Genomic DNA, 19,066 nt, shown 5'->3' on the forward strand with positions numbered 1-19,066 from the left:
TGGCCGAGGTGACCTGAGGTTCTGGTGAGGACGGCCGCCGCCCGGACGCACCACGGACCGGCCCCCGGGCGCACGGGCCCGACGGCGCACGGTGCCCGGGCTCAGGGCCGCTTCTGGACGGGGACGTGCAGCAGGAACCGGGCCCCGCCCCGGGCGCCGCGCGCCACGGTGAGCGAACCGCCGTGGGCATGCGCCACCCAGGCGGCGATGGACAGGCCCAGCCCGCTCGACCCGGCGCCGCTGCGGAAGCGTTCGAACAGCGACTTCGCCAGCTCGGGCGGGATGCCCGGCCCCGCGTCGTCGACGGCGACGGTGCCGCCCGCGCCGACGGTGATCTCGACGTCGGCCGGCTCGCCCGGGGCGTGGCCGTGGGCGAGCGCGTTGCCCAGCAGGTTGGCGACGGCGCGGCGCAGCAGTCCGGCGTCGGCGAGCACGACCACCGGCTCGGCCCGGACGGCCACCCGGTGACCGTCCGCCGGGGTGTCGGCGACGACGGCGTCGACGAGCTGGTCGAGCCGCAGCGGCTCGCGGTCCAGCGGGACGGCGCCGGCCATCAGCCGGGCCCGGGTGAGCAGGTCGTCGACCAGCTCGCTCATCCGGGTGGACTGGCGCAGCGTGCGGCGCATGATCTCGGTGCTCTCTGCCTCGCCGCGCAGGCCGGTCTCGGCGAGCAGCCGCAGCGAGGCGACGGGGGTGCGCAGGTCGTGGGCGGCGTCCGCGAAGAACGCCTCCTGCTGCTCGATCGCGGCCAGCGCCGGCCGAACGGCCCGCCCGGCGAGCCAGCGCCCGGCGAGTGCTGAGACGGCCACCAGGACGGCGCAGACGGCGGTGAGCAGCAGGGTCATCCGGTCGTGGTCCTCGACGTTCTTGGCGACGTCGACGGCGGTGACCACGACGACGTCCGCGGCCTCCACCGCGGGGCCGCCGAACGGCTGGGCGGACAGCCGCAGCGGGTGACCGTCCGGGGCCGTGACGGTGGTCAGCACGAGGTCCCCCTCGCGGCCGGCCCCGGTGGCGGCCGCCTGGAGGGCGGCGGCGGGCACCGTGAGGCAGGGCCGGTGCGGGGAGGCCGCCGGGGTCAGGTTCCCGCCGGAGCCGGTGAACACCGTCACCGGCGGGCAGTCGTACGTGCCCTCCCTGGGGTCGGGGTACTCCACGGCGCCCTGCTCGTCGTAGTGCAGGTCGGCGGCGAACTCGCTGGTCCGGAGCTTGAGATCGGCGTCGACCTGCGAGCGCCAGGAGGAGTCGTCCGCGTGCACGGCGATGACCGTCATCCCGATCAGGCCGAGCGCGCTGACGAGGGCGAAGAGCAGGGCGATGCGCCGCCGCAGCCGGCGGATCCGGCCGGCCGGGGTCGGCGGCGGCCGGTCGGCCGGGCCGGGGCGGAGCCGGCGGCGCCGGACCGGAGCGCCGCCGGCCCGGTCCGGTCTCACGCCTCCGCCTCCAGCCGGTACCCGACGCCCCGCGCGGTGTGGATCACGGGCGGGTCGCCGAGCTTGCGGCGCAGCTGGGAGATCAGCACCTCGACCACGTTGGAGTTGGGCTCGGTCAGCTCGTCCCAGCACCGCTCGACGAGGTCCGTGCGCCGCACCGCCTGGCCGGGCCGGGTGGCGAGGGTCTCCAGGACGGCGAACTCCTTGGTGGTGAGCGAGAGCAGCACGCCGGCGCGGTGCACCGTGCGGCGGGCCGTGTCGATCTCCAGGTCCCCGCAGCGGACCACGGGCGGGCGGGCGACGGCGGTGCGCCGGCACAGGTTCCGTACCCGCGCCACCAGTTCGGGCACGGCGAAGGGCTTGACCAGGTAGTCGTCCCCGCCGGTCGCGAAGCCCTCGACCCGGTCGGCGACGGTGTCCCGGGCGGTCAGGAAGAGCACCGGTACCGTCCGGCCGTCGGCCCGCATCCGGCGCACGTAGTCCGCGGAGTCGCCGGCCGGAAGCATCCGGTCGAGGACGACGCAGTCGTAGGCGGTGACGAACAGCGCCTCGTCGGCGGCGGGCAGGTCCGCGGCCTCGTCGACGGCCAGGCCGCTGCCGCGCAGGGCTGCGGCCACGGCGAACCGCAGGTCCTCGTCGTCCTCCACCACCAGCACTCGCATGCCGGTCAGGATAGCCGTGACCTGGGGCGGAGCCGCCGGCGGCCGTCCCCGCTCCGCGCTCACCACCGCCCCGCGCCGGTAGCCGGGGCGCCGACGGGGAACGCCGAGGCGGCGCCCTCTCCGTGGGGGATCAGGAGGGCGCCGCCGTCGACGTCCACGAGCATCCCAGCCCGATCCTGAGGATTCGATGAGGCCCGCGCAGACCGCCCGGGCGGCGGCCCGGGGGCGCGGCGGCACCGGGGCATCGCCGACCGCCAGTGCGCCGACTCCGCGAGGTGCCGGCAGAAGGTCTTCCGCGGCCTCGGTTCGGCGGCCACCGTCCTGGCCGCGACCGCCACCGCCAGCAGCGCGGCCACCGCCAGGACGGCGGCGGCCGCCCGTCGGAGCGCCGGCGGAGCGCCCCGTGCCGTGCCGCCCGTTCCACGCCGTCGCCGTCGCGCCCGTTGCTGCTGCATGCCGTGAGCCTCGCCGTCGGGGCCTGAGGATTTGCTGAGACGGCGCGGCTGCGTCCCGCTCCGGTCCCCGCCGGGCCGCCCGTGTCCCGGGCCCGGCGGTCAGGAGCCGGGGACCCTCGCCTTCGGCAGGGCCCGCAGGGTCGCCTCGGCCTTGAGCAGCATCTCCTCGTACTCCGCGACGGGGTCGGAGTCGAGCACGATGGCGCCGCCCGCACCGATCGTCAGCTCGCCGTCGTGGCTGACGGCGGTGCGGATGGTGATGCTGAGGTCGGTGGTCCCGGTGTACCCGAGGAACCCGAGGGCGCCGGAGTAGACCCCGCGGGCCTCCCCCTCCAGGGCGTCGATGATCTCCATGGTGCGCAGCTTCGGCGCTCCGGTCATGGATCCGCCGGGGAAGCAGGCCCGGACGGCGTCCACGGCGGAGGTACCTCCGCGCAGCTCCCCGGTGACGGTGGAGACCAGCTGGTGCACGGTGGCGTACGACTCCGTCACCATCAGCGCCGGGACGTCGACGCTGCCGATCTCGCAGATCCGCCCGAGGTCGTTGCGGAGCAGGTCCACGATCATCAGGTTCTCGGCGCGCGTCTTGGGGTCCATCTGCAGGGAGCGGCGCCGCTCGTCGTCGGTGCGCGGGTCCGGGTGGCGGGGCGCCGTGCCCTTGATCGGCTTGGTCTCCACCGTGCGGGCGGCGTCCACCTTGAGGAACCGCTCGGGTGAGGAGCTGAGGACGGTGACCTCGCCGAGGCGCAGGAACGCGGCGTACGGCGCGGGGTTGAGCCGGCGCAGGCGCCGGTAGTAGGCGAGGTCGTTGGCCGGCGCGGGCAGCCGGAGCTTGTTGGTGAGGCAGATCTCGTAGCTCACGCCCTCCCTCAGCCGCCGGTCGCACTCGCGGATGTCGGCCAGGTACCGGGTGCGCGGGCGGACCAGCCGCCTCGACGCGTCGTGGTCCTCGGCGCGGGGCCGCGGGGTCGCGTCCGGCTGCGCCGCGGGCAGGGCGCCCAGGGCGGCGGCGGCGGTGCCGATCCACTCCCGGGCGGCGGCCGACTCCTGCGGGCCGTGGACAGCGACGACGTAGGTCCGGTCCTCGGCGTGGTCCACGGCGACGAAGCGGTCGGCCTGCAGCCACACCGCGTCCGGGGTGGCCGCCCGGTGGGCGCGTTCGGCACCGAGGTCGGCCTTCAACTCGTAGCCGAAGTAGCCGACGTAGCCACCGGCGAAGTCGAAGGGCAGCTCCTCGGCGCCGTCGACGACGCGGCCGGTGCGCCGGTCGAGGGCGTCGAAGATGGTGCCGCTCTCGGTGCGGGGGGCGCCTCCCGCGGGTTCCACCCGGACGTGGCCGTCCTCCACCCGGTAGCTGAGCAGCTCGGCCCCGGGCGCGTCGGCGGAGCCGAGGAAGGAGAACCGGGCCAGGCCGGGTTCGACGTGCGAGCTGTCGAGCCAGAAGGCGCGTTCGCCGGCGCCGTACAGGGCCAGGAAGGCGGCCTCGGTGTCGACGGCCCGTTCCAGGACGCCGACCTGCACCCGGAGTCGGGCGGCGGGCGCGGCCGTCGGCGCGACGCGCGCGGGCGGGTCGACGGCGCGGGTGGCCGCGCCGACGGCGGGGGCAGGGGCTGCGCCGACGGCGGTGGCGGCGGCCCGGCCGAGCGCCAGGTCGCGGAAGTTCGCCACGAGGCGGGCCCCGTACTCCGTGCAGATCGACTCGGGGTGGAACTGCACCCCCCACCAGGGCCGGTCCCGGTGGGCCAGGCCCATGACCACGCCGTCCTCGGCGCGCGCGGTGATCCGCAGGTGGTCGGGCGCGGGTTCGGCGATGCTCAGCGAGTGGTAGCGCACGGCCGTGAAGTCCTGCGGGATGCCGGCGAAGAGACCGTCGCCGCTGTGCCGGATCGTGGACAGGTACCCGTGCCGGGGCTGCGGGGCCGGGACGACCCGCGCGGCCGAGAGGAGTCCCATCCCCTGGTGCCCGAGGCAGACGCCCAGCACCGGCAGCCGGGTGTGCTCCAGGACGTCGCGGGAGCGCCCGAAGTCACGGGGGACGGCCGGGTGGCCGGGCCCGGGCGAGATGACCGCGGCGTCGAAGCCGTCCGGATCGAGGTGGTCCCACGCGGAGGCGTCGTTCCGTACGACGACGGGCGCGATGCCGTACACCTCCGCGAGGAGCTGGTACAGGTTGTAGGTGTAGGAATCGTAGTTGTCGATGAGCAGGACGCGCATGGGCTGACACCAGGTGATCGTCGGAGGCGGAAGAGGGGGCGCGCGGTCGTTCCGGACGGGCCCTACGGGGCCCCGGTCCGCACCGTCGAGAAGTCGAAGGGGACGGAGTCGAGGACGTCCAGCTCCTCGCACAGGGTGCGCAGCCCGCTGAAGTCCTGGAGCAGCCGGCCGGCGCCGGCGGCGCTCCTGACGTCCCGGAGCATCCCTTCCCGTCCCTCCACCCCGAGCAGGTCCAGGACCCTCGCCCAGGTGGTGAAGTCGTGGGCGGCGAAGGCCTCCATCCCGTCGGCCATCGCGGTCAGGAAGTAGTCGCGCTCCCCGGCGTCCAGGCGCTTCCACACCTCCTGGACGACGGTGTCCGTGATCGAGGCGTGGCAGTACTCGTCACGGTTGTGCAGGACGGCCGTCAGGCGGTTGACCGGCTGGATCTCGTGGTCCTCGGCGATCAGGTCCAGGTGGGCGTTGATCGAGATCTCCGCGACCGTGGTGAAGGCGAGCGAGACCAGTGCCTGCTTCCGGGGTGTCCCGGCGGTGGCGAGCCGGTGGGCGTGCCGGCGCGTCTTGTGGCCGAGCGGGAGCGCGGACTCGGGCATCCGCCAGCCGCGCCGGCGGCGCGTCACGGCGCTGGCGTTCAGGTGCATCAGCGTGTGGTACTGCTCGTCGACCATGGCCTGCGTCACCGCGAGGACCATGGCGTCGTCCAGGCCCGTCGCGAAGGCGCCCTTGGCGATCAGGGCGAACCCGGGGTTGACGACGCACTGCTCGATGTCCATGACGTTCTTGTTGAACGCCACCCAACCCCACGCCAGGATCCGGGACTTGAGCTCGTCGTCGAGCCCGAGGTAGGTGGGGTGGTCCCGGAAGGGCAGCAGCGCCACCGGGAAGTCCGGCCGGTCGGGCTCGAACACGTCGTCCAGGGTCTCGCCCCGCCGCCGGACGGTGGCGCGGCGGTCCCAGTTGTCGGCGAGCCTGCTGAGGACGGCGTTCTCCACCGCGTCCTCCGGATCGTGCCCCGGGAGCGACCGCAGCCGTTCCGCCAGGGAGAACGCTCCGGATTCCGCGTCGTTCGGCATCTCATCCATGGTGGTCCTTAAGATCGCGCCCCCGGCCCGCGGACGGGCCGGAGGGACGCTCGGTCCGGGTCAGGGGGCTCCGCTCGGTCCGGGTCAGGGGCGGCCGGCCGCCGCCGGGCCCTCCAGCACCTTGAGGGACTGCACGTCGGCCGGGTCCAGGGTGAGTCCGAAGACCTCCGCGGGAGCGGCGAGCAGCTCGTCCTGGTCCAGCTCGCGGGAGGTCGCCGGCTTGCCGGGCCGCAGCTCCGTGAGGGTGCTGCCGATGAGGACGTGCCGCACCGCGGGCCGCGTGCGCTGGAGGATCAGCCGCTTGTTGAACGGTGAGCGCGGGTGGCTGAGACAGAAGTGGTTGAGCACCTCGAAGTCCGCCGGGTAGCGCGCGTCCGTGGTGAAGCCGTAGAGCTCCGACGGGCCCTCGGGCCGCAGGAACCGCAGGACGTGCTCGCCGTTCGGCTCCCGCACCAGGTCGAACGGCCAGTCGCCGTCCAGCGTCGAGGTGTCGACGAGGCGGATCGGCTCGTACAGCCCGTAGCCGCCGAAGCTCACGTCGTGGAGCCAGCGTTCGCCGTCCAGCTCGACGCACAGGGCGACGTGGACGGCGGGGCCGGTCTTGTGCCCGGTGCGGATCCGGGACCTCGTCGCGAGCGCCGAGAAGGTGAACCCGATCCGGTCCAGCACCGCCGCCGCCAGGACGACCTGTTCCATGCAGAGGCCGCCGCGGCCGCGCCGCACGATCTTCTCCTGGACGCTGTCCAGGTCCAGCGGCACCGGCCGCCCGAGCAGCACGTCGAGGTTCTCGAAGGCGATCGCCTCGACGTGCGCGGCGTGCAGGCCGCGCAGCGTGGCGAGGTCGGGGGCCACGTCGGCCCGGTACCCCACGCGGGCCAGGTAGGCGTCCAGGTCGACGCCGGCGCCCTGCCACATCGAATCCGTCATGCGTATCCCCCCGGTCAGGTGAACTGTCCGGCGATCGTCGCCGCGAGGACGATCCAGCCGAAGTAGCGGTTGGTGACGAAGGTGTCCCAGCAGGACGCCGGATCGTCCAGGTCCACCCGGACGACCTGGTGGGCCAGCAGCAGCCCGGCGAGCACGACGAGCACGTGGTAGGCCCAGCCCGTCCCCGCCTCGGCTCCGGCCCAGAGCGCGCCGGCGACGCTCAGCGCGATGAAGACGGCCAGCCAGGCCTTGCTGGACTCGCCGAACATCAGGGCGGAGGACCTGACGCCGATGCTCCGGTCGTACTCCTTGTCCTGGTGGGAGTAGACCGTGTCGTGGAACAGGGTCCAGAAGAACCCGCAGGCGTAGAGGCCGAACACGGCCGGCGGGAAGTCGAGCCGCCCGGTCACCGCCGTCCACCCGGCCAGCACGTAGGCGTTGATCACCAGCGCCAGCCAGGCCGAGGGCCACGGGAACACGCGCTTCGTGTAGGGGTACGCGACGAGCAGCGGGTAGGAGGCCGCCACGACCAGGGCCGTGGCGCCGTTCACCAGCGCCAGGACGGCCAGCGAGGCCGCGGCCTGCGCGGCGGAGAACAGCAGCGCCCTGCCGACGCCGATCGTCCCCGCCGCGACCGGACGCGACGCCGTGCGGGCGACCTTGGCGTCGATGTCCCGGTCGACGACGTCGTTGACCGCGCAGCTCGCACCGCGCACCAGGACGGCCGCGACCGCGAGGAGTGCCACCGCCAGGAGGTCCGGCCGCCGCCCGGAGGCGAGGGAGAGGCTCCACAGCCCGGGCAGCAGGTACAGCACGACACCGGTGGGTGCGTGCAGACGCATCAGGAGGAGGTAGGCGCGCAGCGGCTCGGGACTCCTCCCGACCAGGCGCGCGCAGAGGCCCGGGGCTCTGGCGGGGCGCACCGCCGCCGGGGCGCTGGTCACCACGTCACCGGGAGCGAGACCAGCCCGCCGGTCAGCGTGTCGTGACGCAGCCTCAGCTCCGCCACGTCGACGGCCAGGCGCATGGTCGGGAACCGCTCGATGAGCCGGGCGAGCGCCACCTGCAGCTGCATCCGGGCCAGCGGCGCACCGACGCAGTGGTACATGCCGTGGCCGAAGGTGAGGCTGGCCGCGGTCGGCCGGGCGACGTCGACCCGCTCCGGGTCGGCGAAGACCGTCCGGTCGTGGTTGGCCGCGATGATGTTCAGCAGCACCAGCTCGCCGGCCCGGATGGTCGTGCCGTCGACCTCCAGGTCCGTCCGCGCGAAGCGCGGCATGCCGCCGTTGTGCGGGTTGGGCATCGACATCCGCAGGATCTCGTCCACCGCGCCCGGGACGAGGCCGGGGTCGTCCAGCAGCCTCTGCCGCTGCTCGGGGTTGGTGAGCAGCAGCAGTGCGCCGGTGCCGATCCGGGCCACCGTGGTCTCGTAACCGCCGAACAGCAGCAGCGCGGACAGCCCGATGACCTCGCGGTCGTCGAGGCCCTCGGCCACGCACAGCGCGGAGATCACGTCGTCGCCGGGGTTCTTCCGCTTCTCCGCCACCAGGTTCCGGCAGTAGCCGAACAGCTGGGCCAGCCCCTGCTGGGAGCGGTCCCGGTCCTGGACGTTGGCGGCGTCCTGGGTCCAGGCGCCGAAGCGGTCCTTGTCCTCGTGGGGCACGCCGAGCCACGCGCACATCACCTGGATCGGCAGCGGCAGGGCCAGTGCCAGCCGCAGGTCCGCGGAGGGCGCCTGCTCGGCCAGCTCGTCGAGCAGGCGCTCGGTCAGCGTCTCGACGTGGGACCGCAGCACCTGCATGCGCTCCGGGGCGAAGGGCGGCTCCAGCACCGCCCGCAGCCGGGTGTGGTCGGTGGCGAAGTCGCCCAGCAGGTTGGCGAGGAGCACGGACCCGCTGTCCTGGGCCGCGATCTCCGGGTCGGGGTGGGAGCGGCCGAGCCGGTCGTCGTCCAGCAGCTGCCGCACCTGGGCGTGACCGGTGACCAGCCAGGCCTCGTCCCCCTCGGCGGTGCGGACCCGGTGGACCGCGCCGCGGGACTGGAGCGCGCGCAGGCCTGGCGCGACGTGCAGCAGATGGGTCTGCTCGAAGGGCAATTGAGCAGGGGTGTTCACTGACAACCTCCATGTCGTCGTGGCCTCGTGACGGCTCCCGCCGGAGCCGGGGCGGAGTCGGGGCCGGGGCGGAGTCGGAGCCGGGGCGGAGTCGGAGCCGGCACCGGGTGCCGCCGGTCGCGGCCGGCCCGTGGTGCCGGCGACCGGAGCCGCGGCCCCGGCCACCAGGGGCCGGGGCCGCGGCGGGCGCGCGCCGGTGTCGGGCCCGCGGAGCGACGCGGTCGCGTCGGGGCCGGTGCGGAGCCGTCACGCGTGGTGGGGCCGTGCGGGGCCGTCACGCGCGGTGGGTCCGCCGCACCTGCGCGCGTCCGGGGACGGCTGCCGCTACGCCGGCGGCGCGTACTCGGCGACGACGACGATGTAGTTGAGCTCGTTGCTCCGGTGCGCGTCGAGGAACGGCTGCTCCACACCGGTGCGCAGGCCGGAGTGCGAGCGCAGCTCCCAGTACGGGATGGCCTCCTCGGTGAGGTCCCAGACCTGCGAGGGCACCAGGTGGTTGGCGGCGAGCGCGTTGAAGTAGGCGCTGCGGGTGTTGATGTGGCAGTCGTAGTGCTCGTCGATGAGCCGCACGGCCTTGCTGTCGGTCGACACCGCGTCGTTGGCGCACCAGGTGACGCAGACGTACCGGCCACCGGGGCGCAGCACCCGGGCGAACTCCGCGAAGGCCTCCGCCGGGTCGACGTACATGGTGGTCTCGTTGGTGTAGACCGCGTCGAACGAGTTTTCGGGAAGGCCGGTGTCGCACATGTTGGCGTACCGGAAGGAGACCTTGTCGGCACAGTCGTGCTTCTCGACGGCGAGGCGCTCGGCGAACTCGATGTGGTGGGCGCAGAAGTTCACCCCGACCACCTCGCACCCGAAACGCCGGTTGACGAGGAAGGACGTACCGCCACGACCCGATCCGCCGTCCATCACCCTGGCGTCGGAGGAGAGCGGGGCCAGCCCGCGCAGGACGAGTTCGACCTGCTCGTTCTCCATCCGGGCCATTTCCCCGAGAATGGCGGCCTCCCGCTCGGGCTCGGGAACCTCCAGCACGGACTTGTCGAATCCGCCGACGGCGTAGTGGTGGTGGTAGAGACCGTCGTCCTTGCCCAGCAGGAGGTTGATCGGGTCCTGGGTCTTGGTCTCGTAGTGGGCCTGTGCCCGGCGCTCGAATTCGGAGCGCACGACAGCGGGGGCCGAGTTCTCGTTGACAGTGGTCATGATGAATTCTCCGATTTCGCATGTGCCGCCGCTTCAGGGCGGCGCCGGTCAGACTGCGCGATTGACGATGCGGTCGAACAGGGTGGTCAGCTCGGCGGTCGCGGCCGGGGAGAGCCCGGCCCGCCCGAGGTGTTCCAGGGCCGACTCCAGGTGGTGGCGGGACAGCTGCTCCGCCGCGCCGCGGCCGCCGGCCTCCTCGATGAGGTCGGCCATGGCCTGCAGGTGCTCCGCGGTGGCGCCGTCGGTGTGCCACAGGCGACTCAGCCGGTCACCGGCCGGGCTCGCCTCGGACAGGGCGGCCAACACGGGGAAGGTCGGGTTGCGCCGCGCGATGTCCCCGCGGATGGGCTTGCCGGTCACCGCGGGATCGCCCCAGACGTCCTCGACGTCGTTGGCGACCTGCAGGGCGATGCCCAGGTGCCGGCCCGCGTCGCGCAGGGCGGCGAGGCTCTGCTCCGGCCGTCCCGCCCGCACTGCGGGCGTCCGCAGCGACCACTCCAGCAGGGCCGAGGCCTTCTCCAGCACGACCTGCTCGTACACCGCGAGGCCGGCGGTGCCCGCGCCGGGCCGGACGGTCAGTTCACGGGCCTGGCCCGCGTGGACCAGCCCGGTGGCCTCGGCGAACGAGCGGGCGATCTCCGTGCTGCCGGGGCCGGGGTCGTCCACGACCATCCGCAGGGCGAGCGCCTGCAGGGCGTTCCCGGCGTGGATGGCCAGGCCGGTGCCGAAGGCCTTCCACGCGGCCGGGCGGCCGCGGCGCAGCTCGTCCCCGTCGGCGATGTCGTCGTGGAGCAGCGTCGCGCTGTGCAGCAGCTCCACCGCGGCGGCCTGGGCCTGCACGTCCTCCGGCCGCAGGCCGACGCCGCCCGCCACCGCCGCCATGAGGGCGGCGCGGGTCATCTTGCCGCCCCCGCCGCCGCCGGGCTCACCGTGTTCGTCGACGAAGCCGAGGTGGTAGCCGCAGACGCGGGCCAGGGACGGTTCCAGCGTGGAGACCTGCCGCCGGATGACGGGTAATACCGTGGATCGCACCACCGCCGGCGACGGGATCGTCGATAAGCCGGCGGGCGAGGTGGCGTTCGTGCTCATTGCGATTTCCCTCCGGTCGCGCGATCAGAGCACCTGACGTCCGCGAATCGGGCCGCTGGACGACCGTCAATGTGCCGAACGTTCTGCCTGTGTGCCATCAATCCTTTTCACCCCCTGCCCTGGTCCGCTGAGCCACAAACTCACCATTGGCCATCGGCGCACTTTCCCCGTATTCACCCGATCCGAAATCGATGGCTATCCGGAGGTCCGGCGGCGATTCCGGAATTCAGTCTGGGCGATCAGCCCGGTCATGTCAACGATGCCGTTCGGGGCCGCACACCCCGGCCGTGAGGGCGCAATTCCGATCCCATTCCAACGGATTGCGACCGCCATCCGGTTCAATACCGGGGAGAAAATCTCGGCGGCCGCAATTCAATTCCCATTCCAACGGGCCGGGGCCGCCGCGGGGTTCAGAGCGGGGCGGGAGCAGGCCGGCGACGGCCCGTGACCTGCGGATCGGCCGGGCGGCCGCCCGCGGCGTGCCGGTCGGCGGGCCCGCGGCGTGTCGGTCGGCGGGCCCGCGGCGTGTCGCGCGGACCGTCCGGGCACCGCCCCGGGCCTCCGGCGGGTGCGCCGGCCCTACCGGCCGCCCCGGGCCCGCGCCGACCCGGAGTCGAACGCACCGTTCCTCCACGGATGTGGCAGGCCTGTGAAGTTCACGGGTTCTGACCCCTTGTCAGACCAATCATTCCTACCTACCTTCGTGGATCAGGACTCCGGCCCCCATCGGGCCCGGCGGTCCGCGGCAGGCGCAACCCGCGCCTCCGCAGGACGCACGACAAGACCTGGAGGCGTCACATGCCCGCAGCCATGATCGAAGAGATCCGCGATGCCGGTCCGCTGGTCCTCGACGACGAGGCCATCGTGTTCGAGGACGACCACAACGCCGACCACGACGCCACGGCGTGTCTCGCCGACCCGTGGGTGACCGCGACCACCCGCTTCGCCTGCGACTTCAACTCCTGACGGTGGCCGAGTCCATCGCCGGCCGAAGCGGATGGTCCGATGACACCTGGTCGTACCTGAACGATCCGCGGATGCCGGCGATGGACCACGGCTGGAAACTGCACGTCTCCGCCCGGCCCGGCGACCTCGAGGCCGTGACCGGCCTCGTCCTGCCGGTGCTGGCCCGCCACGTCTGCCACGCGAAGTGGGCCCGGAGCCCGGAGACCCTGCGCGAGATCAACTCCGGTACCGCGAGCGCGGGCGTGGTGGGGAAGGCGATCACGGTCTACCCGGCGCCCGGCACCGTCGTCGCGCTCGCCGACGAGCTCGTCGCCGTCCTGCGCGGCCGGGAGGGCCCGCAGATCGTCAGCGACCGGCGCGTCGACCCGGACTCCCCCGTCTACTACCGCTACGGGCCCTTCACCGGCGACTACCGGACCGGTCGCAGCGGCCGCCTCGAATCGGTCATGGTCGGACCGGACGGGCGGGCCTACGACGGCCTCGCGGGCGGCTCGTACCGGTGCCCGCCCTGGGCCGAGGACCCCTTCGCGGACCGGTCCGGGCCCGCGGCCCCCGCCTCCGTCCCGGCCGCCTCCGCCGACGCGGCCCCCGCCTCCGCCTTAGCCTCCGGCGAGGTCGGGAAGCCGGCTGCCGGTTTCGCCGGCGGCCGCTACCGCGTCACCGGCGGCATCTCCCGCAAACCGCAGGGCAACGTCTACCGCGCCGAGGACCGCACCACCGGGCTTCCGGTGGTGGTCAAGCAGGCCCGGGCCTTCGTCGCCGAGGACGAGTCCGGGGCGGACACCCGCGACCGGCTGCGCAACGAACGCGCGGTGCTGGCCGCGCTCGACGCCGTCGACGGGGTGCCGCGCGCGCTCGACTACTTCCGCCACCGCAGCGACGAGTTCCTGGTGACGACCAGCTGCGGCGACCGGGACCTGCGCCGGGAGGTCAACGAGCACGGCCCCTACCGGGTGGCCGGCACCGGGCCGTCGCGCACGCTCACCGACCTGGCCGAGCGGCTGTTGCGACTCCTCGACGCCGTCCACGCCCGCGGCGTGGTGTTCCGCGACCTCAAGCCCGACAACGTCGTGCTCGACGCCGCCGGCCGCTGCCACCTGGTCGACTTCGGGATCAGTGCCCTCCACGGCAGCGGCCCGGACGGCGCGACCCCCGGCTACAGCGGCCCGGTCCGCCGCCGGACCGGGCCGGCCGAGCCCGCCGACGACTACTACGCCCTGGGCACCACCCTCTGCTTCGCGGCCACCGGCATGGACCCGGTGGTCGTCGACCGGGACCCCGCCGTCAACCGGGAGCGCACCCTGGCCGGCCTGGCCTGGCTGCTGCCCGGCGACGGCCACCGGTGGATCCGCTCGGTGATCGGTGAGTTGACCAGCCTCGACCCGGCCGTGCGCACCGCCGGCGCCGACCGGCTCCGGCGCGCAGCGCCCGCGGCCCCCCGGGCGGCCGGCGGCCCCGGCCGACTCCCCTTCGACGCGGGCCTGCTGGAGGAGGTCCTCGCGCACACGACGGCCTACTGCGTCGAGGAGGCCCACCGGATCGCGGACCCGGAGCTCGCCGCGCGGGCGGCCGTCCCCACCCCGGTCGACGTGTACGGCGGAGCCTCCGGCCTCGGCCTGGAACTCCTCCGGCACCTGCACCGGCCCGGCGTGCGCGCGGCCGTCGACGCCCTGGCGCGCTGGACGGCCGGGCAGTCCCGGAGCCTGTCCCCCGCCTTCTACTCGGGCCGCACCGGCGTGGCGCTCTTCCTCGCCGAGGCGGGCGCGGCAGGCACGACCGGCCGGGCCGGCGCCGCGGGCCACCCCGAACCCCACCCGCCGCTGCCCACCCACGGACCGGACGGCGGACTCCCCGAGGCGGACCAGATCGAGGGCGTCGCCGGCATCGGCACCGGCCGCCTGCTGCTCGCCCGGCACGCCCGTGCCGCCGGCGACGACCGGCTCGCCGCACGGCACCTCGCCGTCGCCACCGAATGCGACCGGATGCTGGCGTCCGGCCGGGCCCGGCTGACCCCCGCGGGCGCCGACACCCCCGGCAGCGCCGCCCTGCGCCAGGGGCTCGCGCACGGCGACGCGGGCGTCGCGTACTTCCTGCTGGAACACGCCGCCGCGACCGGCGACCCCGCCGCCCTCCACCGGGCCCGCCGGGCCTGCGCGGACCTCGCGGCCGCCGTCCCCGGCCTCATCGCCGCCGCGACCGCCCCGGGGGCGACCCGCCGCTACGGCTCCTGGTGCCGCGGCCTGGCCGGGATCGGTTCGGTGCTCGTCCGGTCCGCCGACCGGCTCGGCGAACCCGGCCACCTGGCGCTCGCCCGGCAGGCCGCCCGCACCTGTGCGGCCGTGGCCCCCCGGATGCCCCTGGTCAACCAGTGCTGCGGGCTGGCCGGCGTCGGCGAGCTGATGGTCGACGTCGCCCTGGCCTGCGACGACCGGACGGCGGAGGAGTTCTGGACCGCCGCCGAGACCGTCACCGCGATCATCCTGAGCCGCTCCGGCGGCCCGCCGTCCCGCCCGGTCTTCCCGGACGCCGGACTGACCGGGGCCAGCGCCACCTGGGCCGGCGGCTCCGCCGGCGTGCTCGCGTTCCTGCGCCGCCTGCACGCACGGGGCGGCCCGCGCCTCGGCCTGATCGGCTGACGGTCCCGCCCTCACCGGTGTGGCCCGGGGCCCTGGCCTCCGGGCGCACGACTGCGCCTTTGGGGCTAACGGTTCGCGCGGGAGCCGGTCCGCACGGCGCCGCCGCCCAATGATGCTCCTGGCATCCGCGTGGGACGCGGCCCCCAGCCCGCGCCCCGCGGCCTGCCGCGGCCCGCGCGGCCGTGCAGGAGGCACCGTGTCCGACCAGGACGAGCAGGCGGAGCAGGGCGTCGGCGACGTCACCGTGGCGGCGCCGCTCACCGGCGGGGCCCCGGCCCCGGTCCCCCACCCGGTGCCCCCGCCCGACGACGAGTGGCTCCTCCCCGACGGCTTCGCCCACGTCTTCCACGCCGAGGGCCGCAGCGTCCTGACCCGGCCCGTGATCATGGCGGACGGCTTCAACCTCGGCCGCAGCGACCTCAGGTGGCTCTACGCGGGCCTCGACCGCGACTACCCGCTCCTCTCCCGGCTGCGCCGCAGCGGCCGGGACGTCGTCCTGCTCGGATTCGAGGAGCGCTCCGCCTCCCTCCTCGACAACGCCCGGGCCGCGGCCGCCTGCATCCGCCGCGCCTGCGCCGAGTCGCTCGGCGACGGCGCGCTGACGGTGGGCGGCTTCAGCATGGGCGGCCTCGTCACCCGCCACGCGCTCGCCCGCCTGGAGCACGAGGGCGTGGACCACCGGACGGCCCTGTACTTCTCCTACGACAGCCCGCACCGCGGCGCCGTCGTGCCGCTCGGACTGCAGGCCTTCGCCCACTTCATCCCGGTGCCCGCCGCGTTCAACAGGTTCGCCCGGCAGATGGACAGTCCGGCCGCCCGGCAGATGCTCTGGCGCCACTACGACCCGAGGACCGGCCGGATCGGGGTGGCCCCCGAACGCACGGCCTTCCTGGCGGAGTCGGAGCGGGTCGGCGGCTGGCCGCGGATCCCCCGGAGGATCGCGCTCGCCAACGGCCGGGGCGACGGCACCGGCCTGGACGTCACCCCCGGCGAGGTGGCGATGACCCTGCACCGGATCTACCCCGGCACCACCTTCCGCGCCCAGGCGCAGGGCGAGGGCACCGTGGTCGCCGAGCTGAGGCGCCGCTTCCCCCGGGCCGAGCGGACCGTCGCCACCGACGGCTTCCCGGAGCTGGACGGCGCCCCCGGCGGCACCCTGCGCTCCTACGGGATCCTCGCCGACGCCCTGCGGAAGTTCGGCGCCGCGGTGGACCTGCGCCACGAGCACGTCTGCTTCGTGCCCGCCGTCAGCGCCGTGTCGATCCGCGACCTCGACGACAACCAGGACCTCTACGCCGACATCGGCGCGCTCGCCCCGGGCGGGAGCGACTTCGACGAGTTCGTCTGCTCCTCGGAGAACACCGGGCACACCACGATCACCGGGGAGCTGTGCGACTGGCTCCTCGACCGCCTGCCGGACGGGCCCTGACCCGCAGGCTCACCGAAGGGGGGCCGGCCCGGCCGGGCACCGCGGGAGCCCTGATCTCCGCGGTCCGCCGGCCGGGCGCGCGGTCAGTTGACGTCGATCGCCGGGCTGCCGGGCAGGCTGGTGTCGGTGACGGGGCCGTAGGCGGCGGAGAAGTAACCGTCACCGGGGCAGAGCGAGGATCCGCCGCTCTTGGCGAAGTGCTCGGTGCGGAAGGCCAGGCTGTGGGCCGCGTTGTCGGCGTTCCCGGTGAAGGCGCCGCTGAGCTGGTAGCTGCAGGTGATGGTGCCGAACCAGGTGTTGAGCACGGCGGTGGCCTGGATCGGCCCGGTAAGGGTGACCGGCAGGCCGGGTGCGTCGCTCAGGGCGACGCCGAAGGGGAACCCGCCGACCGTCAGGCTGCGGACCGAGGTGACGCCGGTGACGTTGCTCGTACAGGAGCCGAAGACCAGCCCGGTCAGGGACGCGGTCGCGGTGCCGGGCGAGGCCGGGTTGCCCTGGACGCTGGCCGAGAGCTGGGAGGTGGCGCAGGTGACGCCGGTGGTGCTGGTCGCGGTCGAGTAGAAGGTGGCACGGCTGCCGGCGGCGAGCGGCGCGGCGAGCGCGTCGCCCGCGGCGACGGCGGCCCCGCCGGCGGTCAGCACCGACGAGGCGGCGACGGGCCCGGGAGCGCCTGCGGCGGCGGCCCCGGCTCCCGGCGCGGTCAGGGCGAGGACGGCGACGGCGGCGGCGGTGGGCGCGGCGAAACGGGTGCGGATGCGCATGGGAAAGCCTCTTTCTCGGTGATGGGGGGATCGAGAAGACGACCTTTCACGGCTCTCCGGGCGGTGGGGGCCCGGGGCGCTCACTACGTTGTAGGGCCGTGTACGTGCACCGTCAAGACAGTCGGTCGAACTTGCTGACTTTTCGTCAACAAGAGACCGGCCGCCTCGACGGGCCCGGCGCACACGCCGAGTGACCCGCGGGCACCGTGCACCGGGTACGCCACCCACCGCGCGCCACCCACCGTGCGGTGGCCACGGACGGCCCGGCCCGCGACGATGGGAGGAGCACGCGACCAGGGGCGCCCGACGCACCCCCGGGGAGGTTTCGATGGCGGGAACCGACGTCGTGGACGTCCTCATCGCCGGCGCCGGGCCGGTCGGACTCACCGCCGCCGTGGAGCTGCGGCGCCGAGGGGTCGACTGCCGGATCGTGGACCGGCTCCCCGAGCGAATGCCCTACGCCAAGGCGGTGGGCGTCCAACCGCGCACGCTGGAGCTCTGGGACCGCAGCGGCCTGGTGCGCGCGGCCGTCGACGCCGCCGTCCCGATGCGCGGGCAGCTGGTCTTCGTCGACGGCGCCGAGCAGCAGCGCATCGAGCTCGCGCTGCCGCCGGAGGTGCCGTACGGCTTCGCCGCGCTGCCGCAGTACGAGACCGAGCGGATCCTCGAGGAGTTCCTCGCCCGCCACGGGGGCCGCATCGAGCGCGGCACCGAACTCGTCTCCTTCGTCCAGGACGCCGACGGTGTGACCAGCCGGCTGGTCGGCGCCGACGGCCGGGAGCAGGAGGTCCGTTCGCGCTTCCTGGTGGGGTGCGACGGAGCCCACAGCACCGTCCGCAAGGGTCTCGGACTCTCCTTCGAGGGGGGCGCCTTCCCCGAGGAGTACATGCTCGCCGACGTCGAGGTCGACTGGGACCTGCCGCCCGGCTACGGCGTGCGCACGACCCGCCGCGCGGCCGACGGCTCCACCGACCTCCTGGTCTGCATCCCGCTGCCCGGGCACAAGCGGTACCGGGTGTCGATGAAGGTGCCCCCCGACCTGTCGGCCGCCCGGCGCTCCACCGGGACCGGCTCCGGCCGGGCCGCGGTGGCGCACGGGCTGGAGGGCGGCGACGGCCCGGCCCTGGCCGACATCCAGGCCGTGCTGGACCGGCTCTCACCCCGGCCGACCACGGCCTCCGCGATGCGCTGGTCCTCCGTCTTCCGGATCAGCCACCGGCTGGTGGACCGGTACGGCGACGGCCGGGTCCTCGTCGCCGGGGACGCCGCGCACATCCACCCGCCGACGGGCGCCCAGGGCATGAACACCGGCATCCAGGACGCCTACAACCTCGCCTGGAAACTCGCCCTGGCGGTCGACGGGAGCGCACACCCGGACCTGGTCGCGAGCTACGACGCCGAACGCCGCCCGGTCGGCGAGGAGGTCGTCGGCCGCACCGTGCGGCACGCCACCGAGGGTCTCCCGGCCGAGCCGGTGGACCCGGAGACCGTGCTCCTGCGCGAGGCCCAACTGCTCGTCGGGTACCGGGAGAGCCCGATCGTGGGCCCCGCGGACGGGAACGGCGACCGGGACGGGGACGGTGGCGGAGCCGCCCCGCGGGCCGGCGACCGCGCCCCGGACTGCGGGGGCCTGACCGGTCCGATCGCCCGCTACCCGCAGCGCCTGTACGACCTCCTGCGCGACCGCGACCACGTCCTCCTGCTGGCCACGACGGAGGACGCGCCGAGCGACGGATTCGACGAACTCACCGACACCGCAGGAGAACTGACGGGCCACCAGATCACGGCCCTGGCGATCCTCCCCGACGAGCGGCCCACCGACGGACTCCGCCTTCCCGCCTACCGCGACGGCCGGGGCGAGTTCGCCCGCGCCTACGGGCTGCGCGGACCCACCGCCTTCGTGGTGCGCCCGGACGGCTACCTGGGCGCCCGCCTCACCCCGCCGACCGCCGGAGGCCTGGCCGAGCACCTCGGCCGCGTCTTCCGGCCACGGTGAGGCCGGACGGGTGGCGTCCCCGTGCGACCGGGCGGGTGCTCCGCCGGACGTCGGCTTAGCCTGGGAGCGGGACCGGACGACGCGGTACGGAGGTGCCGGC

General features: G+C 74.7%; 14 protein-coding genes. 4 read left to right on the forward strand and 10 right to left on the reverse strand.

Going from position 1 to position 19,066, the window contains the following annotated elements; all coding sequences use genetic code 11:
• Positions 1-101: 101 nt before the first annotated feature.
• From AB0N04_RS09335 to AB0N04_RS09375, 9 genes are all read right to left on the reverse strand, one after another.
• Positions 102-1,433, reverse strand: coding sequence for a HAMP domain-containing sensor histidine kinase (locus AB0N04_RS09335; protein WP_360220069.1), 1,332 nt, complete (start codon positions 1,431-1,433; stop codon positions 102-104).
• Positions 1,430-2,095 carry a response regulator transcription factor gene (locus tag AB0N04_RS09340; protein WP_360220066.1) on the reverse strand — a complete coding sequence of 222 codons (666 nt, stop codon included), beginning with the start codon at positions 2,093-2,095 and terminating at the stop codon, positions 1,430-1,432. Before AB0N04_RS09340 ends, AB0N04_RS09335 begins: the two co-directional genes overlap by 4 nt.
• Before the next feature lie 554 nt (positions 2,096-2,649).
• The gene (gene pabB, locus AB0N04_RS09345; RefSeq protein ID WP_363363843.1) at positions 2,650-4,764 is read right to left on the reverse strand and encodes an aminodeoxychorismate synthase component I; all 2,115 of its coding nucleotides are present in this window, start codon (positions 4,762-4,764) and stop codon (positions 2,650-2,652) included.
• A 62-nt stretch (positions 4,765-4,826) separates the two neighbouring features.
• Entirely contained in the window at positions 4,827-5,837 is a 1,011-nt protein-coding gene (locus tag AB0N04_RS09350; protein ID WP_360220060.1) for a diiron oxygenase, read from the reverse strand.
• Between the two features lie 93 nt (positions 5,838-5,930).
• Positions 5,931-6,773 (reverse strand): arylamine N-acetyltransferase, encoded by an 843-nt coding sequence (locus tag AB0N04_RS09355; RefSeq protein WP_360220057.1) that lies wholly within the window; start codon positions 6,771-6,773, stop codon positions 5,931-5,933.
• 14 nt (positions 6,774-6,787) lie between these two features.
• Positions 6,788-7,717 carry a UbiA family prenyltransferase gene (locus AB0N04_RS09360; RefSeq protein ID WP_360220054.1) on the reverse strand — a complete coding sequence of 310 codons (930 nt, stop codon included), beginning with the start codon at positions 7,715-7,717 and terminating at the stop codon, positions 6,788-6,790.
• On the reverse strand, positions 7,714-8,886 hold the full coding sequence (locus AB0N04_RS09365; RefSeq protein ID WP_360220051.1) for a cytochrome P450: 1,173 nt from the start codon (positions 8,884-8,886) through the stop codon (positions 7,714-7,716). Before AB0N04_RS09365 ends, AB0N04_RS09360 begins: the two co-directional genes overlap by 4 nt.
• Positions 8,887-9,210: 324 nt before the next feature.
• Positions 9,211-10,089, reverse strand: coding sequence for a methyltransferase domain-containing protein (locus tag AB0N04_RS09370; RefSeq protein WP_360220048.1), 879 nt, complete (start codon positions 10,087-10,089; stop codon positions 9,211-9,213).
• Between the two features lie 48 nt (positions 10,090-10,137).
• On the reverse strand, positions 10,138-11,124 hold the full coding sequence (locus AB0N04_RS09375) for a polyprenyl synthetase family protein (RefSeq protein ID WP_360220046.1): 987 nt from the start codon (positions 11,122-11,124) through the stop codon (positions 10,138-10,140).
• 852 nt (positions 11,125-11,976) lie between these two features.
• Between AB0N04_RS09375 and AB0N04_RS09380 the strand changes: the two genes are divergently transcribed.
• The 3 genes from AB0N04_RS09380 to AB0N04_RS09390 all read left to right on the forward strand — a co-directional run bounded on the left by AB0N04_RS09380 (position 11,977) and on the right by AB0N04_RS09390 (position 16,209).
• On the forward strand, positions 11,977-12,144 hold the full coding sequence (locus tag AB0N04_RS09380) for an SflA family class IV lanthipeptide (protein WP_360220044.1): 168 nt from the start codon (positions 11,977-11,979) through the stop codon (positions 12,142-12,144).
• A 71-nt stretch (positions 12,145-12,215) separates the two neighbouring features.
• Positions 12,216-14,780 (forward strand): class IV lanthionine synthetase LanL, encoded by a 2,565-nt coding sequence (gene lanL / locus AB0N04_RS09385; protein WP_360220041.1) that lies wholly within the window; start codon positions 12,216-12,218, stop codon positions 14,778-14,780.
• Between the two features lie 196 nt (positions 14,781-14,976).
• Entirely contained in the window at positions 14,977-16,209 is a 1,233-nt protein-coding gene (locus AB0N04_RS09390; protein WP_360220038.1) for a hypothetical protein, read from the forward strand.
• 83 nt (positions 16,210-16,292) lie between these two features.
• On the opposite strand, the gene AB0N04_RS09395 is transcribed toward AB0N04_RS09390, so the two are convergent.
• Positions 16,293-16,970 carry a Tat pathway signal sequence domain protein gene (locus tag AB0N04_RS09395; protein WP_360220036.1) on the reverse strand — a complete coding sequence of 226 codons (678 nt, stop codon included), beginning with the start codon at positions 16,968-16,970 and terminating at the stop codon, positions 16,293-16,295.
• 328 nt (positions 16,971-17,298) lie between these two features.
• Here AB0N04_RS09395 and AB0N04_RS09400 point away from each other — a divergent pair, with 328 nt between their 5' ends.
• Entirely contained in the window at positions 17,299-18,966 is a 1,668-nt protein-coding gene (locus AB0N04_RS09400; RefSeq protein WP_360220033.1) for an FAD-dependent monooxygenase, read from the forward strand.
• The last annotated feature ends 100 nt before the right edge of the window (positions 18,967-19,066 follow it).

The organism is Kitasatospora sp. NPDC051702 (assembly GCF_040681575.1).
In the GTDB taxonomy this organism is placed as follows: Bacteria; Actinomycetota; Actinomycetes; order Streptomycetales; family Streptomycetaceae; genus Kitasatospora.